This is a genomic window from Sphingopyxis terrae subsp. terrae NBRC 15098 (assembly GCF_001598815.1).
GTDB lineage: Bacteria > Pseudomonadota > Alphaproteobacteria > Sphingomonadales > Sphingomonadaceae > Sphingopyxis > Sphingopyxis terrae.
In genome coordinates this window covers 36,424-56,695 of the sequence record NZ_BCZQ01000021.1, presented here as the reverse complement: position 1 = coordinate 56,695, position 20,272 = coordinate 36,424, and the positions used below count along the sequence as shown (strand labels likewise).

19 protein-coding genes and 2 riboswitches are annotated in these 20,272 nt (G+C 66.9%); all 19 genes read left to right on the top strand.

Annotation, left to right across the window (positions count from 1 at the left end; translation table 11 throughout):
* Positions 1-1,239, top strand: a complete 1,239-nt coding sequence (locus tag STE01S_RS13980; protein WP_120649342.1) for an FtsW/RodA/SpoVE family cell cycle protein — start codon at positions 1-3, stop codon at positions 1,237-1,239.
* Between the two features lie 10 nt (positions 1,240-1,249).
* Positions 1,250-2,428, top strand: a complete 1,179-nt coding sequence (gene murG, locus STE01S_RS13975; protein WP_062768694.1) for an undecaprenyldiphospho-muramoylpentapeptide beta-N-acetylglucosaminyltransferase — start codon at positions 1,250-1,252, stop codon at positions 2,426-2,428.
* Entirely contained in the window at positions 2,428-3,858 is a 1,431-nt protein-coding gene (gene murC, locus STE01S_RS13970; protein ID WP_062768691.1) for a UDP-N-acetylmuramate--L-alanine ligase, read from the top strand. Before murG ends, murC begins: the two co-directional genes overlap by 1 nt.
* Positions 3,855-4,754 carry a UDP-N-acetylmuramate dehydrogenase gene (gene murB / locus STE01S_RS13965; protein WP_062768688.1) on the top strand — a complete coding sequence of 300 codons (900 nt, stop codon included), beginning with the start codon at positions 3,855-3,857 and terminating at the stop codon, positions 4,752-4,754. Before murC ends, murB begins: the two co-directional genes overlap by 4 nt.
* Positions 4,751-5,677 carry a D-alanine--D-alanine ligase gene (locus STE01S_RS13960; RefSeq protein WP_062768685.1) on the top strand — a complete coding sequence of 309 codons (927 nt, stop codon included), beginning with the start codon at positions 4,751-4,753 and terminating at the stop codon, positions 5,675-5,677. Before murB ends, STE01S_RS13960 begins: the two co-directional genes overlap by 4 nt.
* A gap of 10 nt (positions 5,678-5,687) precedes the next feature.
* The gene (locus tag STE01S_RS13955; RefSeq protein ID WP_062768680.1) at positions 5,688-6,626 is read left to right on the top strand and encodes a cell division protein FtsQ/DivIB; all 939 of its coding nucleotides are present in this window, start codon (positions 5,688-5,690) and stop codon (positions 6,624-6,626) included.
* Between the two features lie 5 nt (positions 6,627-6,631).
* On the top strand, positions 6,632-7,888 hold the full coding sequence (gene ftsA / locus STE01S_RS13950) for a cell division protein FtsA (RefSeq protein WP_003040016.1): 1,257 nt from the start codon (positions 6,632-6,634) through the stop codon (positions 7,886-7,888).
* Positions 7,889-8,040: 152 nt separating this feature from the next.
* Positions 8,041-9,480, top strand: coding sequence for a cell division protein FtsZ (gene ftsZ / locus STE01S_RS13945; RefSeq protein ID WP_062768677.1), 1,440 nt, complete (start codon positions 8,041-8,043; stop codon positions 9,478-9,480).
* A 57-nt stretch (positions 9,481-9,537) separates the two neighbouring features.
* On the top strand, positions 9,538-11,286 hold the full coding sequence (locus STE01S_RS20945; RefSeq protein WP_062768675.1) for an SPOR domain-containing protein: 1,749 nt from the start codon (positions 9,538-9,540) through the stop codon (positions 11,284-11,286).
* Positions 11,283-12,455 carry a deoxyguanosinetriphosphate triphosphohydrolase gene (locus tag STE01S_RS13935; protein WP_062768672.1) on the top strand — a complete coding sequence of 391 codons (1,173 nt, stop codon included), beginning with the start codon at positions 11,283-11,285 and terminating at the stop codon, positions 12,453-12,455. Before STE01S_RS20945 ends, STE01S_RS13935 begins: the two co-directional genes overlap by 4 nt.
* The gene (locus tag STE01S_RS13930) at positions 12,448-13,104 is read left to right on the top strand and encodes an NAD(P)H-binding protein (protein WP_062768781.1); all 657 of its coding nucleotides are present in this window, start codon (positions 12,448-12,450) and stop codon (positions 13,102-13,104) included. Before STE01S_RS13935 ends, STE01S_RS13930 begins: the two co-directional genes overlap by 8 nt.
* Before the next feature lie 59 nt (positions 13,105-13,163).
* Positions 13,164-13,263: riboswitch (glycine riboswitch) on the top strand.
* Positions 13,264-13,383, top strand: a riboswitch (glycine riboswitch).
* Between the two features lie 53 nt (positions 13,384-13,436).
* On the top strand, positions 13,437-14,591 hold the full coding sequence (gene gcvT / locus STE01S_RS13925) for a glycine cleavage system aminomethyltransferase GcvT (RefSeq protein WP_062768669.1): 1,155 nt from the start codon (positions 13,437-13,439) through the stop codon (positions 14,589-14,591).
* A gap of 3 nt (positions 14,592-14,594) precedes the next feature.
* The gene (gene gcvH / locus STE01S_RS13920) at positions 14,595-14,966 is read left to right on the top strand and encodes a glycine cleavage system protein GcvH (RefSeq protein ID WP_003039997.1); all 372 of its coding nucleotides are present in this window, start codon (positions 14,595-14,597) and stop codon (positions 14,964-14,966) included.
* A gap of 45 nt (positions 14,967-15,011) precedes the next feature.
* Complete coding sequence (locus STE01S_RS13915; protein ID WP_062768667.1) at positions 15,012-15,827, top strand: glycosyltransferase family protein; 816 nt, start codon at positions 15,012-15,014, stop codon at positions 15,825-15,827.
* 3 nt (positions 15,828-15,830) lie between these two features.
* Positions 15,831-17,189 carry an aminomethyl-transferring glycine dehydrogenase subunit GcvPA gene (gene gcvPA, locus STE01S_RS13910; RefSeq protein ID WP_062768665.1) on the top strand — a complete coding sequence of 453 codons (1,359 nt, stop codon included), beginning with the start codon at positions 15,831-15,833 and terminating at the stop codon, positions 17,187-17,189.
* A complete protein-coding gene (gene gcvPB, locus STE01S_RS13905) occupies positions 17,186-18,733 on the top strand; it encodes an aminomethyl-transferring glycine dehydrogenase subunit GcvPB (protein ID WP_062768662.1) in 1,548 nt (515 codons plus the stop codon). The genes gcvPA and gcvPB overlap by 4 nt, the downstream gene beginning before the upstream one ends.
* Positions 18,733-19,077: a hypothetical protein gene (locus STE01S_RS13900; RefSeq protein WP_062768660.1), complete on the top strand. Its 345-nt coding sequence runs from the start codon at positions 18,733-18,735 to the stop codon at positions 19,075-19,077. The genes gcvPB and STE01S_RS13900 overlap by 1 nt, the downstream gene beginning before the upstream one ends.
* A 12-nt stretch (positions 19,078-19,089) precedes the next feature.
* A complete protein-coding gene (locus tag STE01S_RS13895) occupies positions 19,090-19,539 on the top strand; it encodes an ABA4-like family protein (protein WP_062768657.1) in 450 nt (149 codons plus the stop codon).
* The gene (locus STE01S_RS13890) at positions 19,536-20,174 is read left to right on the top strand and encodes a DUF938 domain-containing protein (RefSeq protein ID WP_062768654.1); all 639 of its coding nucleotides are present in this window, start codon (positions 19,536-19,538) and stop codon (positions 20,172-20,174) included. The genes STE01S_RS13895 and STE01S_RS13890 overlap by 4 nt, the downstream gene beginning before the upstream one ends.
* Positions 20,175-20,272: the final 98 nt, after the last annotated feature.

The following is a 20,272-nucleotide window of genomic DNA, read 5'->3' as shown; positions in this document are numbered from 1 at the left end:
ATGAACGGGGGGGCGGACAATATGGATGCGACCACGGAACGGCCCGTCATCGCGACGACGCGGACGACGAAGCGCCGCGGCCCGCGCCTCAGCCGCGCCGACCGCACGCCGCTGGGCCTTTGGTTCTGGGAAATCGACCGCGTGCTGCTGCTGCTGGTGTCGATGCTGATCGCCATCGGCCTCGTCGCCGTGGCGGCGGCGTCGCCGGTCGCCGCGCAGAAGCTGTCGACCGCGACCGCCAGCCTCGACCCGCTCTATTATTTCTATCGCCAGCTCATGTGGGTCATGGTCGGCGTGCCGGTCATGCTCGCGGTATCGATGCTGCCCAAACCGCAGGCGCGGCGCTTTGCCATCTATGGCACGATTACCTTCGTCTTCCTGTTGTTCATGGTGCCGCTGATCGGCACGACGGTGAACGGCGCACAGCGCTGGATCGGCAGCGGCATCTTCCGCCTCCAGCCGTCGGAATTTCTCAAGCCCTTCTTCGCGGTGTCGCTGGCGTGGATATTGTCGCTGCGGCTGCACGATCAGAATCTGCCGGTCGTGCCGCTGTCCTTCGTCTTTACCGGGATCATCGCGATCCTGCTGATGAGCCAGCCCGATCTGGGGCAAACGATCATCTTCGCGGGGACATGGTTCGTTCTCGTCATGGTCGCCGGCCTGTCGATGCGGATCATGGCGGGGCTCGCGGGCACGGGACTCGCGGGGCTGGTCCTTGCCTATTTCTTCTACCCGGTGGCGCAGCAGCGCATCAACATCTGGCTGTTCGCCGAGGGCGACAGCTTTCAGGTCGACAAGGCCCATGCGACGCTGACCGCCGGCGGGCTGATCGGCACCGGGCCGGGCGCGGGACTTGCCAAGTTCCAGCTTCCCGAGGCGCACACCGACTATATCTTCTCGGTCATCGGCGAAGAATTCGGGATCATCGCCTGCATCGCCATCGCCGTCCTTTATCTGGCGATCATCGTCCGCGTTCTGGTGCGGCTGCTCGACGAAGAGGACAGCTTCCTCATTCTCGCCGTCGCGGGTCTGATCGCACAGTTCGGCGGCCAGGCGACGATCAACATGGCGGTGAATACCCAGCTCTTTCCGTCGAAGGGGATGACCTTGCCCTTCATCAGCTATGGCGGTTCGTCGTTCATCGCCTTGTCGATCGGTATGGGTTTGCTCTTGTCGCTGACCCGGCGAAACCCCTATGCGGCGCGGGTATCGATGACCCGCAACTGGAACAGGAAATGACGGCCCGGCCATGACCGCGACGCGCCACTATCTTCTCGCCGCCGGAGGCACCGGCGGTCATATGCTCCCCGCCTATGCGCTGGCGGGCGAACTGATCGCGCGCGGGCACCGCGTCGCGCTGGTCAGCGACGACCGCGGCCTCAGGATTCCGGGCGCGCCGGCCGAGCTGGAAACGCATGTTCTGCCTGCCGGGCGCGTTCATGGCGGTCCCGTCGGCTGGGTGAAGGCGGCGCTGGCGATCCGCAAGGGGCGCGCGATGGCGATCGACCTGATCCGCGATTTCGACCCGGCGGTGGTTGTGGGCTTCGGCGGCTATCCGTCGCTGCCCAGCCTGCTCGCCGCGCGCGCGACCAAGACGCCCAGCGTCATTCACGAACAAAATGCCGTGCTGGGCCGCACCAACCGGCTGATGGCGGGACGGGTCGATGCGATTGCGGTCGCCTACCATCATATCCGCCGTTTCCCGCCCGCCTGTGCCGACAAGCGCCACCTGATCGGCAATCCGGTGCGCGAGGAAATTATCGCGATCCGCGAGGACGGCTATCCGCCGCTGCCCGAGGACGGCATCGTTCGCCTGCTCGTTGTCGGCGGCAGCCTGGGTGCGACGGTGCTGAGCGACGTCGTTCCCGCCGCCGTCGCCATGCTGCCGCGCGCGCTGCTCGACCGGTTGCAGGTCGTCCAGCAGTGCCGCGAGGCCGACATCGAAACGGTGCGCGCCAAATATGCCGCGCTCGGGGTCGCGGCCGAGTGCGCGCCCTATATCACCGACTTTCCCGAGCGGCTGCGCTGGGCGCATCTCGTCATCGCGCGGGCGGGGGCGTCGACCGTCGCCGAACTGGCCTGTGCGGGCAGGCCGGCGGTTTTCGTGCCCTATCCGCACGCGATGGACGATCATCAGACCTATAATGTCGGCGATCTCGTCGCGGCGGGTGGCGCGATCTCGATCCAGCAGAGCGATTTCAATCCCGCTGCGCTCGCCAAGCATATCCAGCGCATGGCGCTCGAACCCGGCGCGCTCGAAGAGGCGGCCGATCGGGCGGCGAGCTGCGGCCTGCCCGATGCGACCCGCGACCTTGCCGACCTTGTCGAAAGCTTTGCCGCGCCGCCGATGATGGACGTCATCCGCGTCGGTGCCAGCACGCAGCGCGCCGCTTCGGGTGTCGCCGCCGCGCGGCGGGAGGCGAACTGATGCGCGGCGTCGCGACCGATATAGGTATCATCCACTTCATCGGCATCGGCGGCATCGGCATGTCGGGCATCGCAGAGGTGATGCACAACCTCGGCTATCAGGTGCAGGGCAGCGACATCGCTGACAGCTATGTTGTCGAGGGCCTGCGCAAACGCGGCATCAAAGTCGCGATCGGGCACGAAGCCGCGAACGTCGATGGCGTCGCCGTGGTTGTGACCTCGACTGCGGTGAAGCGCGGCAACCCCGAGGTCGAGGCCGCGCTCGCGCACCGCATCCCGATCGTCCGCCGCGCCGAAATGCTCGCCGAGCTGATGCGCCTCAAATCCACCGTCGCGATCGCGGGCACGCACGGCAAGACCACGACGACCAGCCTGGTTGCCGCCTTGCTCGATGCGGGCGGGATCGACCCGACCGTCATCAACGGCGGCATCATCAACAATTACGGCTCGAACGCGCGGCTCGGTGCCAGCGACTGGATGGTGGTCGAGGCCGACGAGAGCGATGGCAGCTTCCTGCGCCTCGACGGGACGATCGCGGTCGTCACCAACATCGATCCCGAACATCTCGATCACTACGGCAGTTTCGACGCGATCAAGGACGCCTTCGTCGAGTTTATCGAGAATGTGCCCTTCTATGGTGCCGCGATGCTCTGCCTCGACCATCCCGAGGTGCAGGCGATCATCCCGCGCATCCGCGACCGCCGCATCGTCACCTATGGCTTTTCGGCGCAGGCCGACGTGCGCGGCACCAATGTGACGCCGGGGCCTGATGGCAACCGCTTCGACGTCGTCGTGCGCGACCGCGATGGGAATAGCCGGACGATAGGGGGCATTCATTTGCCGATGTCGGGGCGCCACAATGTCCAGAATGCGCTCGCCGCGATTGCGGTGGCGCTGCACATGGGCGTCAGCGACGAAAAGATCGCGTCGGGCTTCAACGGCTTCGCCGGGGTGAAGCGTCGCTTCACCAAGGTCGGCGAGATTGCGGCCGGTGCTGGCGTCGTGACGGTGATCGACGATTACGCCCATCATCCGGTCGAAATCCGGGCCGTGCTTTCGGCCGCGCGCGAGGGCGCCGGGGCGGGACGCGTCGTTGCCGTCGTCCAGCCGCATCGCTTTACCCGCCTGCGCGACCATATGGACGATTTCCAGCAGGCGTTTAACGACGCCGACATGGTGCTCGCCCTGCCCGTTTATGCAGCGGGCGAAAGCCCGATCGAGGGCGTGTCGTCGGATGCGCTGGCGCAGGGGCTGCGCGACCGCGGCCATCGCCATGCGTCGACCGTTGCCGACGCCGGTGCGCTTGCTGCAACGATCGCCGACGCGATCCGCACCGGAACGCTCGGCGCGGACGACATGATCATCTGCCTCGGCGCAGGCGACATCACCAAGATGGCGGCGGGGCTGGCGAGCGCGGTGGAGGCGGTATGAGCACCGCAGATACGCTTCCGGCGGTCCGCGGCAAGCTAACCGCAAAGGCGCCGCTGGCGCCGCTCGTCTGGTTCAAGTCAGGCGGTCCTGCCGACTGGCTGTTCGAGCCGAAGGACGCCGATGATCTTGCCGGTTTCCTGCGCGACCTCGATCCCGCGATTCCGGTGATGGCACTCGGCCTTGGCTCGAACCTCATCGTTCGCGACGGCGGCTTTCCGGGCGTCGTCGTCCGGCTCGGCAAGGCCTTTGCTAAGGTCGAAGCCGTCGACGCGACCAGCTTGCGCTGCGGAGGCGGTGCCTCGGGCATCCTCGTCTCGTCGACCGCGCGCGACGCAGGAATCGCGGGGATGGAGTTCCTGCGGTCGATCCCCGGCACCGTTGGCGGCTTCGTGCGGATGAACGGCGGCGCCTATGGCAGCGAGGTCAAGGACATATTGGTCGAAGCCGACATCGTCTTGCGCTCGGGCGAGCGCCGGACCTTGCCGCTTGCCGATCTGGGCTACACCTATCGCCACAGCGAATTGCCCGAGGGTGCTATCGTGATCGGCGCGACCTTTCGCGGGCATCCGGGTGAGCCCGCCGCGATCCAGGCCGAAATGGACCGTATCTCGGCGAGCCGCGAGGCGTCGCAGCCGCTGCGTTCGAAGACCGGCGGATCGACCTTCAAGAACCCCGAGGGTCACAAGGCGTGGCAGCTTGTCGATGAGGCCGGTTGCCGCGGTTTCGCCATCGGCGGCGCGCAGGTGAGCGAGAAGCATACCAATTTCCTGATCAACACCGGTGCGGCGACGAGCGCCGACATCGAAGCGCTCGGCGAGGAAGTCCGCCGCCGGGTGAAGGCGAAGAGCGGCGTGGAACTGCAATGGGAGATTCAGCGCGTGGGAGTGGCGAAGTGAGCCGGGGTCCGTGGCATGTCGCCGTCCTGATGGGCGGCTGGTCCGCTGAACGCGAAGTGTCGCTGATGAGCGGCAAGGGCGTTGCCGACGCGCTGGAAAGCCGCGGGCACAGGGTCACGCGCATCGACATGGACCGCGACGTCGCTTTGCGGCTTGCCGAAGCGCGGCCCGATGTCGTCTTCAACGCCCTCCACGGCGTTCCGGGCGAAGACGGCACCGTGCAGGGCATGCTCGACCTCATGGGCCTCAAATACACCCACAGCGGGCTCGTCACGTCGGTTATCGCGATCGACAAGGAATTGACGAAACAGGCGCTGGTGCCGCATGGTATTCCCATGCCGACGGGGACGATGGTCGACAGCGAAAATCTGTTTTCAGCCGATCCCCTGCCGCGCCCCTATGTCCTGAAACCCGTCAACGAAGGGTCGTCGGTCGGCGTCGCGATCGTCAAGGACGACAGCAACTACGGCAACCCGATTGCGCGCGAAGCGGTGGGGCCGTGGCAGGAGTTCGACCGGCTGCTCGCCGAGCCCTTCATCAAGGGGCGCGAACTGACGGTCGCGGTACTCGGCGATGAGGCGCTCGGTGTCACCGAACTGCGCGTGAAGTCGGGATTCTACGACTATGACGCCAAATATACTGACGGTCTGACCGAACATGTCTGTCCTGCCGATGTCCCCGCCGACGTTGCGCAGCGGATGAAGCATCTGGCGGTCGAGGCGCATCGCCTGCTCGGCTGCAAGGGCGCGTCGCGTTCCGATTTTCGCTGGGACGACGAGCATGGGCTTGCGGGTATTTTCCTGCTCGAGGTCAATACGCAGCCGGGGATGACACCGCTCAGCCTCGTGCCGGAACAGGCGCGCGCCATCGGCATGGACTATGCCGAACTCGTCGAACGCATCGTGGGGGAAGCATTGGCATGAGCAGCGGAGCATGAGCAGCACCAGGATCAAACGCGCGAAGGCGCCGCCGCGCCGTCCGTCGCGCGCGCCCAAAAGGCGCCGGTCGGTCAAGCAGTCGCGCCTCAACATGGTCATCAACGCCTTGCCGATCAGCCCGGCGCAGCTTCAGCGCGTCGCCAACTGGACGATCGGTATCGGCCTGGCGGGCGTGCTGGTGCTCGGTGCGGAGGTGACGGGCGTGACCGCGAAAATCCACGAAGAGTGGGCGCAGGCGGTCGGGCGCGCCGGATTTCAGGTAAAGAAGGTCGAAGTGGTCGGTGCCGATCGCATCGACCGGCTGAAGGTCTATGATATCGCGCTGGCGCAGAAGGACCGCTCGATGGCCGCGGTCGAGCTTGACGATGTGCGCCGCGACCTGATGCAGTATGGCTGGATCAAGGATGCGCGCGTGTCGCGCCGCCTGCCCGATACGCTGGTGGTCGATATCGTCGAGCGCACCCCGGCGGCGATCTGGCAGAATGATGGCCGATTGTCGCTGATCGACGACAGCGGGATCGTCCTCGAACCCGTGACGGTCGCGACCATGCCCGACCTGCCGCTCGTCATCGGCCCCAATGCCAACCGGCGCGCGCAGGATCTCGACGCGCTGCTCGCCGAGGCCAGTTCGCTCAAGGAACTGCTCGCGGGCGCGACCTGGGTCGGCAACCGCCGCTGGGATCTGCGCTTCCGCAGCGGCGAAACGCTGTCGCTGCCCGAAGGCGATGCCGAAGCGAAGGCGGCGCTCGCGAAATTCGCCCACATGGACGGGGCAAACCGCCTCCTTGGCCGCGGTATCCTGCGTTTCGACATGCGCGATCCCAGCCGTTTCGTGCTACGCATGCCGCACGAAGGGCAGGTGGCGCCGTCGAAGATCGACGACGCGCGTGCCGCCGCCGACGCGGTGTCGGCGGGTCAGGCGAACGAGGGATAGAAGCGATGGCGCCGCCGCGCATCGAAAAGATTATCACCGCGCTCGATGTCGGGTCGTGGAAGGTCTGTGCGCTCATCGCGGGCCAGACCGCCGACGGGCAGTTGCACGTGCTCGGCACCGGCCAGCGCGAAAGCCGCGGCGTCCAGCGCGGCTATGTCGCCGACATGGAGCAGACCGAGCATATCGTGCGCGAGGCGATCGAACAGGCCGAGCGTATCGCGGGTCTCAATATCGACGATGTCTGGGTCAGCTTCTCGGCGGGCAGCCTCTTGAGCGACGTCGCCCCGATCGAGAGCGAATTGGGCGGTCACCGCATCGAACAGGAAGATATTGACGATCTGCTCGCAGCCGGGCGCGCGGGGATCGATCCCGAAGGGCGGATGATCCTGCACGCGCAGCCGGCGCTCTACACGCTCGACGGGCTGACCGGCGTCAAGAATCCGATCGGGCTGCACGCCGACCGGCTGGGCGTCGACATCCACATCATTATGGCCGACGGCGCCCCGGTACGAAATCTGGAAGCCGCGGTGCGGCAGGCGCATCTCGATGTCAATGCGGTGGTCGCCTCGCCGATCGCGGCGGGGCTCGCCTGCCTGTCGGAAGAGGAACGCGATCTTGGCGTGGCGCTTGTCGAGCTCGGCGCGGCGGTGACGACGGTGTCGCTCTATGCAGGCGGAATGCTCGTCGAGATGGTTTCGCTGCCGTTCGGGGCAAGCGACATCACCGACGACATCGCCTCGGCCTTCGGTATCCGGCGCAGCCAGGCGCAGCGGCTGCAGAGCTTCTACGGCTCGGCCTCGGCCAGCCCGCGCGACAACAATGATTTGATCGAACTCGATCCCGGCGCGCCCGCGGGCAGCGATGCGCCGCGCATCACGCGCGCGCAGCTGATCTCGGTCATCCGTCAGCGGCTCGACCAGATGATGGGCGACATCGGACGGACGCTGAAGGATCTTCACTTCGTCGGCCCGATCGGCCGTCAGGTCGTGCTCGTCGGCGGCGGCGCCGATCTGAAAGGCATCGCCGATTATACCCAGATCGCACTCGGCCGGGCGGCGCGCGTCGGGCGACCGCGCGGCTTGCACGGCTTGCCCGATGCCCATTCGGGACCGGCTTTCGCGACGCTTGCCGGTCTGGTTCTTTATGCCGCATCCGATCCCGTGGATCTGCGCGACCTGCCCACGATGGCGCAGGATGTGTACCGTCCCAAGGGGTCGTCGATCATCAACCGACTTATCACCGCGCTGAAGAGCAGTTTCTGACGCGCGGCTGCGCGAAAGGTTAATTTTTTGGGTGATTCCGGCGTCACAATAGTGCAATGCGATAAATCAATGACGGGCGGCCGGACTACCGCCCGAATGGGTCGCAAGGTGAGGGAAGCGGCGTTGGTCCGCCGCTACAGGGAGATTGGTTGATGAGCATCAATATTGGCCCGCCGCAGGTCGATGAACTGAAGCCGCGTATCGCCGTGATCGGCGTCGGCGGCGCGGGGGGCAATGCCATCGCGAACATGATCGCGGCGAAGGTCGAGGGCGTCGATTTCGTCGTCGCCAACACCGACGCGCAGGCGCTCAACGCCTCGCCGGCAGAGCGTCGCATCCAGCTCGGAACGCAGATCACCCAGGGTCTGGGTGCGGGTTCGCGTCCCGAAGTCGGCCGGGCGGCGGCCGAGGAAAGCATCGCGCAGGTCGAAGAGGCGCTGAACGGCGCGCACATGTGCTTCGTCGCGGCTGGCATGGGCGGCGGCACCGGAACCGGCGCGGCTCCGGTCATTGCCAAGGCGGCCCGCGACCGCGGCATTCTGACCGTCGGCGTCGTGACCAAGCCCTTCACCTTCGAGGGCAACCGCCGCATGCGGTCGGCCGAAGCCGGCATTGCCGAGCTTCAGGACCATGTCGACACGCTGATCGTCATTCCCAACCAGAATCTCTTTCTGGTCGCCAACCCGAACACGACCTTCAAGGAAGCCTTCACCATGGCGGATGAAGTGCTCCAGCAGGGCGTGCGCGGTATCACCGACCTGATGGTCATGCCCGGCCTCATCAACCTCGACTTTGCCGACGTGCGCAGCGTGATGCGCGAAATGGGCAAGGCGATGATGGGCACCGGCGAAGCCGAAGGCGACGGCCGCGCGCTCGAAGCCGCGCAAAAGGCGATCGCCAACCCGCTGCTCGACGGCGTGTCGATGGCGGGCGCGAAGGGCGTCATCATCTCGATTACCGGCGGCGAAGACATGCGCCTGATGGAGGTCGACGAGGCCGCGAACCATATTCGCGAGCTTGTCGATCCCGATGCGAACATCATCTGGGGCAGCGCTTTCAACGAAGGGCTGGAAGGCAAGATTCGCGTATCGGTCGTCGCGACCGGCATCGACGGTTCGGGTGATGCGGCGGCTCCGGCCGCACCGGCAGCGCGCAGCTTCTCCTTCGCGCCCGCGCGTAGCCCAGCCCCAGCGCCCTTTGCCGAGGAGCCGGTCGAGGCGGCGGCTGTGGAAGCACCGGTCGAAGCCGCGGAACCCGAAGTCGACACCGACCCCGCACCGGGCTTCTCGCTGGGCGATGCCCCCGCGGCCGAAGTGTCGGCGCCGGCCGAGGAAGAACCGATGGAATTGTCGCAGGTCGCCGCGACCTATGACGATACCAGCGACGAGCTCGTGCTCGATGCACCCGAACCGGCGCCCGCGCCGGCCGCCGATCCGGCCCCTGCGGCCGAACCGGCACGCCCGATCGGTGGCGGCACCTTGTTCGAACGCATGTCGCGCCTGTCGCGCGGCGGTTCGGCCCCCGCCGAAGAGGGCGACAAGGAAGACGGGGTCGATATTCCGCGCTTCCTGGGCCGCCAGAACAACCAGTAACAGGGTACATCGCGGCCGCCCGATGGGCAGGCGGCCCGAACACGGGATGATTTGCCCATGCGGCGATCCAAATTGACGGCGGGGCCGCGGCGCGTTCGACTTCATGTCGGCGCGCTCGGCCTGCTGTTCCTCTCTGCCGCACCGTTCGCGGCGGCGCATGCATTTCAGGTGACACCGCCCGATGCGGCCACCAAGGCGGCGATGGAAAAGCGCACCGCCGCGCGGACGATGCTGTCGTCGGCGATCGCTCGGCTCGCCTCGAACGCCACCGACAGCGCCGCGCTGCTTGATGCCGGACGCGCCTCGATCGAGCTGGAGGATTATCGCGCCGCGCTCGGGTTTTTGACCCGTGCCGAGCAGGCGAGTCCGCGCGACGGCGCGGTCAAGGCGGCGCTCGGGTCGGCGATGCTCCATCTCGAAAAGCCGTCGCGGGCGCTAGACTATTTCGGCGAGGCGCAGCTTCTCGGCGCCCCCGAGCGACTGTTCCTTGCCGACCGCGGGCTTGCGCGCGATTTGCTGGGCCAGCAGGATGCGGCGCAGCGCGATTATCAACTCGCCCTCTCGATCGCGCCGAGCGACGAAGTGATCCGCCGCTATGCGATCTCGCTCGGCATCACGGGGCAAGCCGACCGCGCGATTCAGCTCCTCACGCCGCAGCTTCGTACCCAGGACCGTGCCGCATGGCGGTCGCGCGCGATGATCCTCGCGATCAACGGCCGCAACGACGAGGCGGCCGAGATCGTCAAGGCGACGATGCCGGCGCTGCTGGCGCAGAGCATTTTGCCCTATCTGACCCAGATGGACCGGCTCAATCCGGCGCAGCAGGCCGCCGCCGCGCATTTCGGGCGCTTCCCGGCCGGCGAACTTGGCCCGGTGCGCAAGCCCGTGCAGGTGGCTGCGGCCGCTCCGGCCCCGACACCAGCGCCTTCCCCGACTTCGACGCCGAGCAAACGGCGCGGCGACAAAGGCAAACCGGTGCAGGTGGCCACTGCCACGCCGCCACCGGCGACGCGACCGGCTCCGACGCCGACCTCGAAGCCGACACCTGCGCCCACGCCAGCGCCTGCGCCGACCTTGGCGCAGCCGCCAGCCGCCGTGCCGGTGCGCCGTGCCGATACGCCGTCCGTCCCGGCAGCGAAGCCTCCCGCGCCGACACCGGCGCCAGCGGCGGCCCAACCGGTGGGCGTCGCGGTAAACAGCGGTGCCGGTCCGGTCGGTCCGGGCTTCTCGCTGAGCGATGTCGGCCAGCCGCCGGCCGCTGCCGCTGCGCCGCCGTCGGCGACGACCACGCCAGCGCCCAGTGCTGCGGCTCCGCTCGCCTCGTTGGCGCAGATCGTCAGCTCGATCGAGATTCCGCCCGAGGAGCTTGAGCGCACCAGCGGAGCGGTCGGCGCCGATACGCTTGCCAAGCTGGTCGAGGACAAGCGCAAGGCAGACGCCGCCGAAGCGGCAAAGCGCGAAAAGGAAGAAGCCGCGGCCAAGGCCAAGGCAGAGGCCGACGCCAAGGCGAAGGAAGAGGCCGCGAAGAAAAAGGCCAATCCCTCGCGCATCTGGGTGCAAGTCGCGGCGGGGTCGAACCAGAAGGCGCTCGCCTTCGATTTCAACCGCTTCGCCAAAAAGAATGCCGCGCTGTTCAAGGGTAAGGATGGCGGTTCGACCGAATGGGGCCGTACGCGCCGCCTGCTCGTCGGGCCGTTCAAGGACAAGAAGGCGGCTGCGGACTGGCTCGCGCAATATAAGAAGGCGGGCGGCGACGGCTTCGTCTTCACGAGCGATGCGGGGCAGGAGGTCGATCTCTTCAAATGACGCTGTCGGCCTGTGCCAGCGACCCCAGGGCGACGCGCGGACGCCGTCATGACGAACCGGGACGCGTTGTGCGCGGGCCGCGCGACGCCTTTCAGCGCGACCGCGACCGCATCATCCATTCGATCGCCTTTCGCCGGCTGCGCCACAAGACGCAGGTCTTCGTGGCGCCCGACGGCGACCACTATCGCGTCCGGCTGACGCACAGCATCGAAGTCGCGCAGATCGGCCGCGGCATCGCCCGGGCGCTGGGGCTGAACGAAGATTTGACCGAGGCATTATGCCTTGCCCATGACATAGGTCATCCGCCCTTCGGCCACGCCGGCGAGGACGCGCTGAAAGCCGCAATGATGGCGCATGGCGGATTCGACCATAATGGGCACACGCTGCGCACGCTCGCGCGGCTCGAATGCCCCTATCCGCGCTTCGATGGCATCAATCTGACGTGGGAAACGCTGGAGGGGCTGGCGAAGCACAATGGTCCGGTGCGGCACCCCGGCTGGGCGTTGGCGGAAATCGACGCCGAATTTCCGCTCGACCTGACGAGCCACGCCAGCCTGGAGGCGCAGGTGGCGGCGGTCGCCGACGACATCGCGTACGACAATCACGATATCGACGACGGCCTGCGCGCGGGACTGCTTACGATCGACCAGTTGATGGCGCAGCCCTTCGTCGCCGACAATTTCCGCCTCGTCGAAGCCCGCTTTCCGGGCGCGCCGCGCGACCGGTTGCTGCGCGAGCTGGTGCGCGACCAGATCGGCGTGATGGTCAACGACGTGATCGCCGCGACCAAGGCCAATGTTGCCGATGCGGGGGTGGAGAGCGTGGCGGAAGTGCGCGCGGCGGGCCGCACGCTCGGCGGCTTTTCGGAAACGCTGGCGCGGCAGGAACGCGATCTCAAACGCTTCATGTATGCGAACCTCTATCACCATCCGTCGCAGATCGCCGCCGCCGACGCGGCGCGCACCGTCGTATCGGGGCTGTTTGCGGCCTACAGGGATGATCCTGCGCTGATGGGCGAGGAATGGGCATCGCGGCTGCCCGATACGGACGGGGCAACGGTGCGCCACATCGGCGACTATATTGCCGGGATGACCGACCGATTCGCGATCGATCGCTTTGCAGAGATAAATGGGCGTGCCGCGGTGCCCGAGGCGCTGGCGCATGTCTGATGCCGCGCCCCGCGCGCTTCTGATCGGAGCGACGGGGCTTGTCGGACAGGCGGTTGCCCGCTGCGGCCATGCCCTGCCACTGACCTTGCTGGCGCGCCGTCCGGTCGAGGCGGGGGCCAGCCACCGCGCCGTGACCGCCGATCCGGGCAAATGGGCCGAGATCATCGCGGCGGAGCGCCCCAGGATATTGATCTCCTGCCTCGGCACCACGATCCGCCAGGCGGGCTCGCAGGAGGCGTTTCGCGCGGTCGATCATGACCTGCTGCTCGCCTGCGCCCGCGCGGCGAAGGCGGCGGGGACCGCGCACATGATCGCGGTCAGCAGCGTCGGCGCGGCGGCGCATAGCGCCAATTTCTATCTGCGGACGAAGGGTGAGGTGGAGGAGGCGCTGCGCGCGCTGAATTTCCTGCGGCTCGACCTGATGCGCCCCGGCCTGCTCACCGGTGACCGGCGGGGGCCGACGCGGATTGGCGAGGGGCTGGCGATGCTTGCCGCGCCGCTCACCGACGCGCTGTTGCACGGATCGCTGCGCCGCTATCGCTCGATTCCGGCCGAAACGGTGGCGCGCGCGATCGTGGCGGCGGCGTCGCTCGCGGCGCCAGGGCAGTTCGTCCACGAAAATGATGCGATGCAACAGCTCGCCGATTGACTCTGCCGAAGGCGAGCGCCAAGGCTCGGGCGTCTGTCGAGCCTCGTCATAGAGATTCGACCGGCCACGCGGGAGAGCGCGGGGGCAGGGAAACCGGCCGTCGCCACCGAAGGAGCAACCGCCCCGGAAACTCTCAGGTCAACGGACCGCGCGGCTGGAACGGACACTCTGGAAAGCGTTCGGGCGTCGCCCGGACCACCGAAGGGGTAACTCCATGCCGGCCCGTCATTGTGGGCGCATGGACGAAAACTCTCAGGTTCCCGTGACAGAGGGGGCATGGCGAAGGAACGGCATCGGGCCGCGCCGCGTCATGTCAACGACGGGAGGCCGATATGAGCGAAACCGAAGAAATGGGCGAAACGGTCGCGATCGAATCGCTGCCGCTCGACGCCTGGCACCGTGCAAGGGGCGCGCGGATGGTCGAATTCGCCGGCTATCACATGCCGATCCAGTATGATGGCATCATGGCCGAACATCTGTGGACGCGCGACAATGCGGGCCTGTTCGACGTCAGCCACATGGGACAGCTCGTGTTCAGAGGTGAAGGCGCCGCCGAAGCGCTCGAAGCGCTGGTTCCGGGCGATATTTCGGCGTTGAAGCCGGGGCGGATGCGCTATTCGCTGCTGCTCGCCGACGATGGCGGCATCCTCGACGATCTGATGATCACCAATACGGGGCATGGCCTCTACATGGTCGTCAACGGCGCGGTGAAGTGGGACGACATCGCGCATCTGCGCGAACATCTGCCCGACGAGATCGAGATGAACCTGCTCGACGAACAGGCGCTGCTCGCGCTGCAGGGGCCAAAGGCCGCGGCCGCGCTGACGGCGCTCGGCGTGGTTCCCGAATTTCCCGACATTCTTCCCGTCGATCGCCTCGTCTTCATGCAGGCCGGCCCTTATCTGTGGGGCGACGTGCGGCTGGGGATCAGCCGTTCGGGCTATACCGGAGAAGACGGGTTCGAAATTTCGGTGCCGGCGAGCGACGTCTCGGCCCTCGCCGATGCGCTGTGCGCGCAGGGGGCGGTAAAACCGATCGGCCTCGGCGCGCGCGATTCGCTGCGGCTCGAAGCGGGATTGCCGCTCTACGGCCACGACCTTGACGAGGGCATAGACCCCGTCGAGGGCGATCTGGCCTTTGCGATCAGCAAGCGCCGCCGCGAGGAAGGCGGCTTTCCGGGCGCCGCGCGCATCCTCGGCCATCTTGCCGACGGCAGTCCGCGCAAGCGCGTCGGCCTGACCGTCGATGGCAAGATGCCGGTGCGCGAGGGCGCCAAGATTTTCGACGGGAACAGCGAAGTCGGCGTCGTCACCTCGGGCGGTTTCGCGCCGAGCGTCGGCGCCCCGATCGCGATGGGCTATGTGCCCACCGGCCTGTCCGAGCCCGGCACGGCGCTCGCCGCCGAAGTCCGCGGCAAGCGCGTCGCCGTGACGGTGACGCCGATGCCCTTCGTTCCACATCGTTACGTGCGCAAACAGGGAGGCTGATCGATGCCGCGTTTTTATACCGAAGAGCATGAATGGATCGATGTCGATGGCGATGTCGCGACGGTCGGCATCACCGACTTCGCGCAGGGCCAGCTCGGCGACATCGTCTTCGTCGAGGTTCCCGATACGGGCGCCGAACTGTCGAAGGGCGGCGACGCCGCGGTGGTCGAATCGGTGAAGGCGGCGAGCGATGTCTATGCGCCCGTCGATGGCACCGTCACCGAAGGCAACGGCCAGCTCGAGGAGGACCCCGCGCTCGTCAATTCGGACCCCGAAGGCGAAGGCTGGTTCTTTCGCATGACGCTCAGCGACAAGAGCCAGCTCGACGGGCTGATGAATGCGCAGGCGTACAAGGATTTCATCGCCGATCTGTGATCGCAAACCCCTTCCGGTCGCGGGAGAGGGAAAGGCCGCAAGACCATGACGGACCCTGCGCTTGCCAATTGCCGCCTGATGGTGGCGACGCCCATCTATGACGGGGCGCAGGGTAGCTATGTCCGCGCGCTGCTCGACCTTGCGTTGCGGGCGCAGGCGATTGGCCTGACGGTGCGGTTCGAGTTCATCCTCTACCAGCCTTCGGTGACGCGCGCGCGCGACATGCTCGCCGCGATCTTCACGGAAAGCGACTGCACCCACCTGCTGTTCGTCGATGCCGACATCGACTTCGGCGCCGAGGATGTGTTCGCAATGCTGCGCGCGATGGTCGGCCGCGACGATTGCGCGATTCTGGGGGCTGCTTGTCCGCGGCGGATGCTCAACTGGCGCAATGCGGCGCTGGCCGCCAAGGCAGGGCTGGGTGACGCCGATCCGGCGGCGCTCGGGCACTTTGCAGGGGAGTTTGCGCTGCATTTCCTGCATCCCGATCAATCCTTCGCGCTCACCGATCTGGTCGAACTGACGCGCGTCGGCAGCGGGATGATGATGATCCGCCGCGACGTGTTCGACAGCCTGCGCGCGCGTCATCCCGAACTGGTCTTTCGCACCGATCCCGCCGAGCGCGCCGCGCACGGGATCGGCGAGGAGGCCTATGCCTATTTCCTGCCGATGATCGAACCCGACACCCGGGCGCAGTTGTCGGACGATTATGCCTTTTGCCGCCGCGTGCGCGATGCGGGGCTTCGCATCTGGCTCGCCCCCTGGGTGAAGACCACACATAGCGGGCCGGCGATCTTTACCGGGTCGCTTCCCGATCTGGCCCAACTTCTTGCTATAAAATCAGCTTCTTCGACGGAGTAGTTCATGCGTTATCTCCCCCTCACGCCCGATGACCGCAGCGCGATGCTCGCGGCGGTGGGCGCTGCCTCGATCGACGATCTGTTCGTCGACGTGCCCGCCGAAGCGCGGCTCGACGGCCCGATCACCGGCTTGCCCGGCCATGCCAGCGAGCTGGCGGTCGAGCGCCATATGGCCGCGCTCGCGCGGCAGAATCGCGCCGCCGGCGACGGCCCCTTCTTCCTTGGTGCGGGCGCCTATCGCCACCATGTGCCGGCGAGTGTTGACCATCTGATCCAGCGCGGCGAGTTTCTGACCGCCTACACGCCCTATCAGCCCGAAATCGCGCAGGGCACGCTGCAGATGCTGTTCGAGTTCCAGACGCAGGTCGCGCGTCTGTTTGGCACCGACGTCGCCAATGCGTCGATGTACGACGGCTCGACCGCTTGCTGGGAAGCGATCGTGATGGCGCGGCGCATCACAAAGCGCGGCAAGGCGCTGCTCTCGACCGGCCTCCACCCTCATTATCGCAGCGTCGCGCGGACGATGGCGAAATATACCGGCGATCAGCTTGTCGACGGCGACCCGACGCTGGAGGCTGGTACCGACTGGGCTGTGCTCGCCGCCGCGGTCGACACGGATACAAGCTGCGTCGTCGTTCAATATCCCGACATATTGGGCCGCATCGACGACATGAGCGCGCTCGCCGCGGCATGTCAGGCCGCCGGCGCGCTGCTGATCGCGGTCGTGACCGAACCCGTCGCCCTGGGCCTCATCAAGTCGCCGGGCGAGATGGGCGCCGATATCGTGGTGGGCGAGGGCCAGGCGATTGGCGTCGGGCTCCAGTTCGGCGGCCCTTATGTGGGCCTGTTCGCGTGCAAGACCAAATATGTCCGCCAGATGCCGGGGCGGCTGTGCGGCGAGACGGTCGATGCCAATGGCAAGCGCGGCTTCGTCCTGACGCTGTCGACGCGTGAGCAGCATATCCGGCGCGAGAAGGCGACGAGCAATATCTGCACCAATGCAGGGCTTTGCGCGCTGGCCTTCAGCATCCACATGACCTTGCTCGGAGAAGCGGGGTTGCGGCAGCTTGCCGGCATCAACCACGGGCGCGCCAAGGTGGCAGCGGCCGAACTGACGCAAGTGCCCGGTGTGTCGGTCGTCAACAGCGGCTTCTTCAACGAATTCACGCTGCGGCTGCCCGTCGACGCGCGCGCGACGGTTCACAAGCTCGCCGAAAAGGGCGTGCTCGGCGGCGTGTCGCTTGGGCGCCTTTATCCCGACAATGACGCGCTGGCGAACGGCCTGGTCGTCGCCGTCACCGAAACCGCGACCGAAGAGGATATCGCCGCCTTTGCCGCGGCGCTGAAGGAGGTGCTGGCATGACCGCGCTCAACCCCGCCGGCTGGCGCCCCGAAATGCACGGCGCCGGTGGTGCCGCCGATACCGCGACCTTTACCGGCAACCGCGCACTGATGCTCGAGGAGCCGTTGATCTTCGAGATCGGCTCGACCGCGACCACCGGCGTCGATTTCGACGAGGCAGCGCCCGCTGCGGATCTCGGCGCGCTGATGCGCCGCGATCCCATCGGCCTGCCGGGGCTCAGCGAGTCCGAAACGGTGCGCCACTATACGCGCCTGTCGCGCCAGAATTATGCGATCGACCTCGGCCTTTTCCCGCTTGGCAGCTGCACGATGAAGCATAATCCGCGCCTCAACGAAAAGGTCGCGCGGATGCCCGGCTTCGCCGATGTTCACCCGCTCCAGCCGCAGGAAACGGTGCAGGGCGCGCTTGCGGTCATTAACGAACTCGCGGTGTGGCTGATCGAACTCACCGGCATGTACGGCGTCGCCATGTCGCCCAAGGCGGGCGCGCACGGCGAGCTTTGCGGGATCCTGTGCATCAAGGCGGCGCTCGAAGCGCGCGGTGAGGACCGGCGGGTGCTGCTCGTCCCCGAAAGCGCGCATGGGACCAATCCCGCAACAGCTGCCTTTGCCGGCTTCACGGTCGAGGATATTCCGGGGACCGCGGAGGGGCGCGTCGATCTCGCGGCGCTCAAGGCGCGGCTCGGCCCCGATGTGGCGGGCGTGATGATCACCAACCCCAACACCTGCGGCCTGTTCGAACGCGACATGAAAGCGATTTCGGACGCGGTGCACGCGGTGGGCGGCTATGTCTATTGCGACGGCGCCAACTTCAACGCGATCGTCGGCAAGGTTCGCCCCGGCGACCTTGGCATCGACGCGATGCACATCAACCTGCACAAGACCTTTTCGACCCCGCACGGCGGCGGTGGTCCCGGCTCGGGGCCGGTCGTGCTGTCGAAGGCGCTCGCGCCCTATGGCCCGATCCCCTATTCGGCGCGCTACGCCGACGGGTCGTTCAAGCTGATCGAGGAAGAAAACGCGGGCGCCGAGCACCCCGACACCTTCGGCCGCATGACCGCCTTCCACGGCCAGATGGGCATGTTCACCCGCGCGCTGACCTATATTCTCAGCCACGGGGCCGACGGGCTGAAGCAGGTGGCCGAGGATGCGGTGCTCAACGCCAATTATATCCTGCGCAGTCTGGAGGACGTGCTCGATGCCCCCTTCGCCGCATCGGGGCCGTGCATGCACGAGGCGCTGTTCAGCGATCGCGGGCTCGCCGAGGGCTTCTCGACGCTCGACATCGCAAAAGGGCTGATCGACGAAGGCTATCATCCGATGACGGTCTATTTCCCGCTTGTCGTCCACGGCGCGATGCTCGTCGAACCCACCGAGACCGAATCGAAGGCGGTGCTCGACCAGTTCGTCGGCGCGCTGCGCAGCATCGCGCTTCGCGCAAAGAACGGCGATCCTGCGCTCAAGTCGGCGCCGCATTTCGCGCCGCGCGCGCGGCTCGACGAGACGCTGGCGGCGCGCAAGCCGGTGCTTCGCTGGGAGGATTGATGGGCGCAGCGGGCAAGGATGAAAGCGGGGCCGCGCCGCGCCGGGGCGGCTGCGGTCTCGCCGCCGCCTTGTCGCTCATCGTCTTCGCCGCGATCTGGCTGGCCGCGGTAACCGGCTACGGTCTTGTCGCCGAACAGTGGGAAATCGTCCGGCCCCGCCGCGCGCTCGCGCACCACTGGGTGTTTGGCTATGCGCCGCTCATCGCGCTGGGTTTCGCGCTGCTTACCGCCTTCGTCGTGATGCGGCGGCGGGCCGCGGCGCGAATGACGCTGCTGATTTTGTCGGCGGGGCTGGTTGCATTGTTCGGCGGAATCCTCTTTCTCGGCGTCGGCGGACTGATCTGAAGGGGAGAAGCGATGAGCTGGGATAGCGTTTTCCTGCTGACCAATTATTGGGCAATCGGTGGCTGGCTGCTCCTCGCCTTCGCGCCGCGCGGGCCGAAAGTGCTGGCGCTGATCCTCTATGCCGGGGTCTTCCTGCTGTGCCTCGCCTATGCCGTGATGCTCGGCGGCTTCCTCTCCGGCACGATCGATGCCGGCGGAACCGGCGGCGGCAATTTCACGACGCTGGCGGGGGTTATGAAATTGTTCGACAGTCCCGGCGGCGCGACGCTCGGATGGACGCATTATCTGGCCTTCGACCTGTTCACGGGCATGTGGATTGCCCGCGATGCCGATGCCAAGGGTTTCAGCCGGATCGTCCAGTTCCCTTTCCTGTTCCTGACGCTGATGGTCGGGCCGGTCGGGCTGCTGGCGTGGCTGATCGTGCGCGAACGTCGCGCGCGGGCGCAGGCCAAGGCGGCGTGATACCGCGCCCCTGGACGCCGTCGGACGGCGGCGAGGGCGACAAGCGCCATGCCCCCGCAACCTTGCGCAATCGCGACGCGATCGCCGCGGTGCTTGTCGACTGGCTCCCCGCGTCGGGCACGGTGCTTGAGGTGGCAAGCGGTTCGGGCGAGCATGCCGTCCATTTCGCCGCCGCCTTCCCGAAGCTTGGTTGGCAGCCGAGCGACCCCGACCCCGCCGCGCTCGCCTCGATTGCGGCCTGGAGCGCCGAGGCAGGGCTGTCGAACATCGCCGCGCCGCTGCATCTCGACGCATCGGCGCCGGACTGGCCGCTGGGTCATGCCGATGCCCTCTTGTGCATCAACATGGTGCATATCAGCCCGTGGGCGGCGACGCTGGGCCTGTTCGCGGGGGCGGCACGATTGCTGGGTCCGGGCGCCCATCTGATCCTTTACGGCCCCTATATCGAAGCCGCTGTTGCGACCGCTGACAGTAATCTTGCTTTCGACGCCAGCCTGCGCAGCCGCAATCCCGCGTGGGGGCTGCGCGAAGTAGAGGCGGTCGTCGATGCGGCCGCGCCGCACGGGTTTCGCTTTGCCGAGCGGCGCGCGATGCCGGCGAACAATCTGATGTTGCTCTTCCGCAAGGGCGGCTGAGTTCGGCGGCATACCCAAGCTGTCACTGCTGTCAGGTTGGGCGTTCGGCGCTTTACCTTGGCTGCCGAAGCTTTAGCGTCCTTCTCGATTGCAAATAG

Excerpts from the sequence above, each read along its gene's own strand:
- murC (WP_062768691.1), top strand. The coding sequence starts at position 2,428 with ATGCGCGGCGTCGCGACCGATATAGGTATCATCCACTTCATCGGCATC.
- ftsA (WP_003040016.1), top strand. The coding sequence starts at position 6,632 with ATGGCGCCGCCGCGCATCGAAAAGATTATCACCGCGCTCGATGTCGGG.
- STE01S_RS13900 (WP_062768660.1), top strand. The coding sequence starts at position 18,733 with ATGGGCGCAGCGGGCAAGGATGAAAGCGGGGCCGCGCCGCGCCGGGGC.
- ftsZ (WP_062768677.1), top strand. The coding sequence starts at position 8,041 with ATGAGCATCAATATTGGCCCGCCGCAGGTCGATGAACTGAAGCCGCGT.
- gcvPA (WP_062768665.1), top strand. The coding sequence starts at position 15,831 with ATGCGTTATCTCCCCCTCACGCCCGATGACCGCAGCGCGATGCTCGCG.
- gcvT (WP_062768669.1), top strand. The coding sequence starts at position 13,437 with ATGAGCGAAACCGAAGAAATGGGCGAAACGGTCGCGATCGAATCGCTG.
- gcvH (WP_003039997.1), top strand. The coding sequence starts at position 14,595 with ATGCCGCGTTTTTATACCGAAGAGCATGAATGGATCGATGTCGATGGC.
- murG (WP_062768694.1), top strand. The coding sequence starts at position 1,250 with ATGACCGCGACGCGCCACTATCTTCTCGCCGCCGGAGGCACCGGCGGT.
- STE01S_RS13895 (WP_062768657.1), top strand. The coding sequence starts at position 19,090 with ATGAGCTGGGATAGCGTTTTCCTGCTGACCAATTATTGGGCAATCGGT.
- STE01S_RS20945 (WP_062768675.1), top strand. The coding sequence starts at position 9,538 with ATGCGGCGATCCAAATTGACGGCGGGGCCGCGGCGCGTTCGACTTCAT.
- STE01S_RS13935 (WP_062768672.1), top strand. The coding sequence starts at position 11,283 with ATGACGCTGTCGGCCTGTGCCAGCGACCCCAGGGCGACGCGCGGACGC.
- STE01S_RS13930 (WP_062768781.1), top strand. The coding sequence starts at position 12,448 with ATGTCTGATGCCGCGCCCCGCGCGCTTCTGATCGGAGCGACGGGGCTT.
- STE01S_RS13955 (WP_062768680.1), top strand. The coding sequence starts at position 5,688 with ATGAGCAGCACCAGGATCAAACGCGCGAAGGCGCCGCCGCGCCGTCCG.
- gcvPB (WP_062768662.1), top strand. The coding sequence starts at position 17,186 with ATGACCGCGCTCAACCCCGCCGGCTGGCGCCCCGAAATGCACGGCGCC.
- murB (WP_062768688.1), top strand. The coding sequence starts at position 3,855 with ATGAGCACCGCAGATACGCTTCCGGCGGTCCGCGGCAAGCTAACCGCA.
- STE01S_RS13915 (WP_062768667.1), top strand. The coding sequence starts at position 15,012 with ATGACGGACCCTGCGCTTGCCAATTGCCGCCTGATGGTGGCGACGCCC.
- STE01S_RS13980 (WP_120649342.1), top strand. The coding sequence starts at position 1 with ATGAACGGGGGGGCGGACAATATGGATGCGACCACGGAACGGCCCGTC.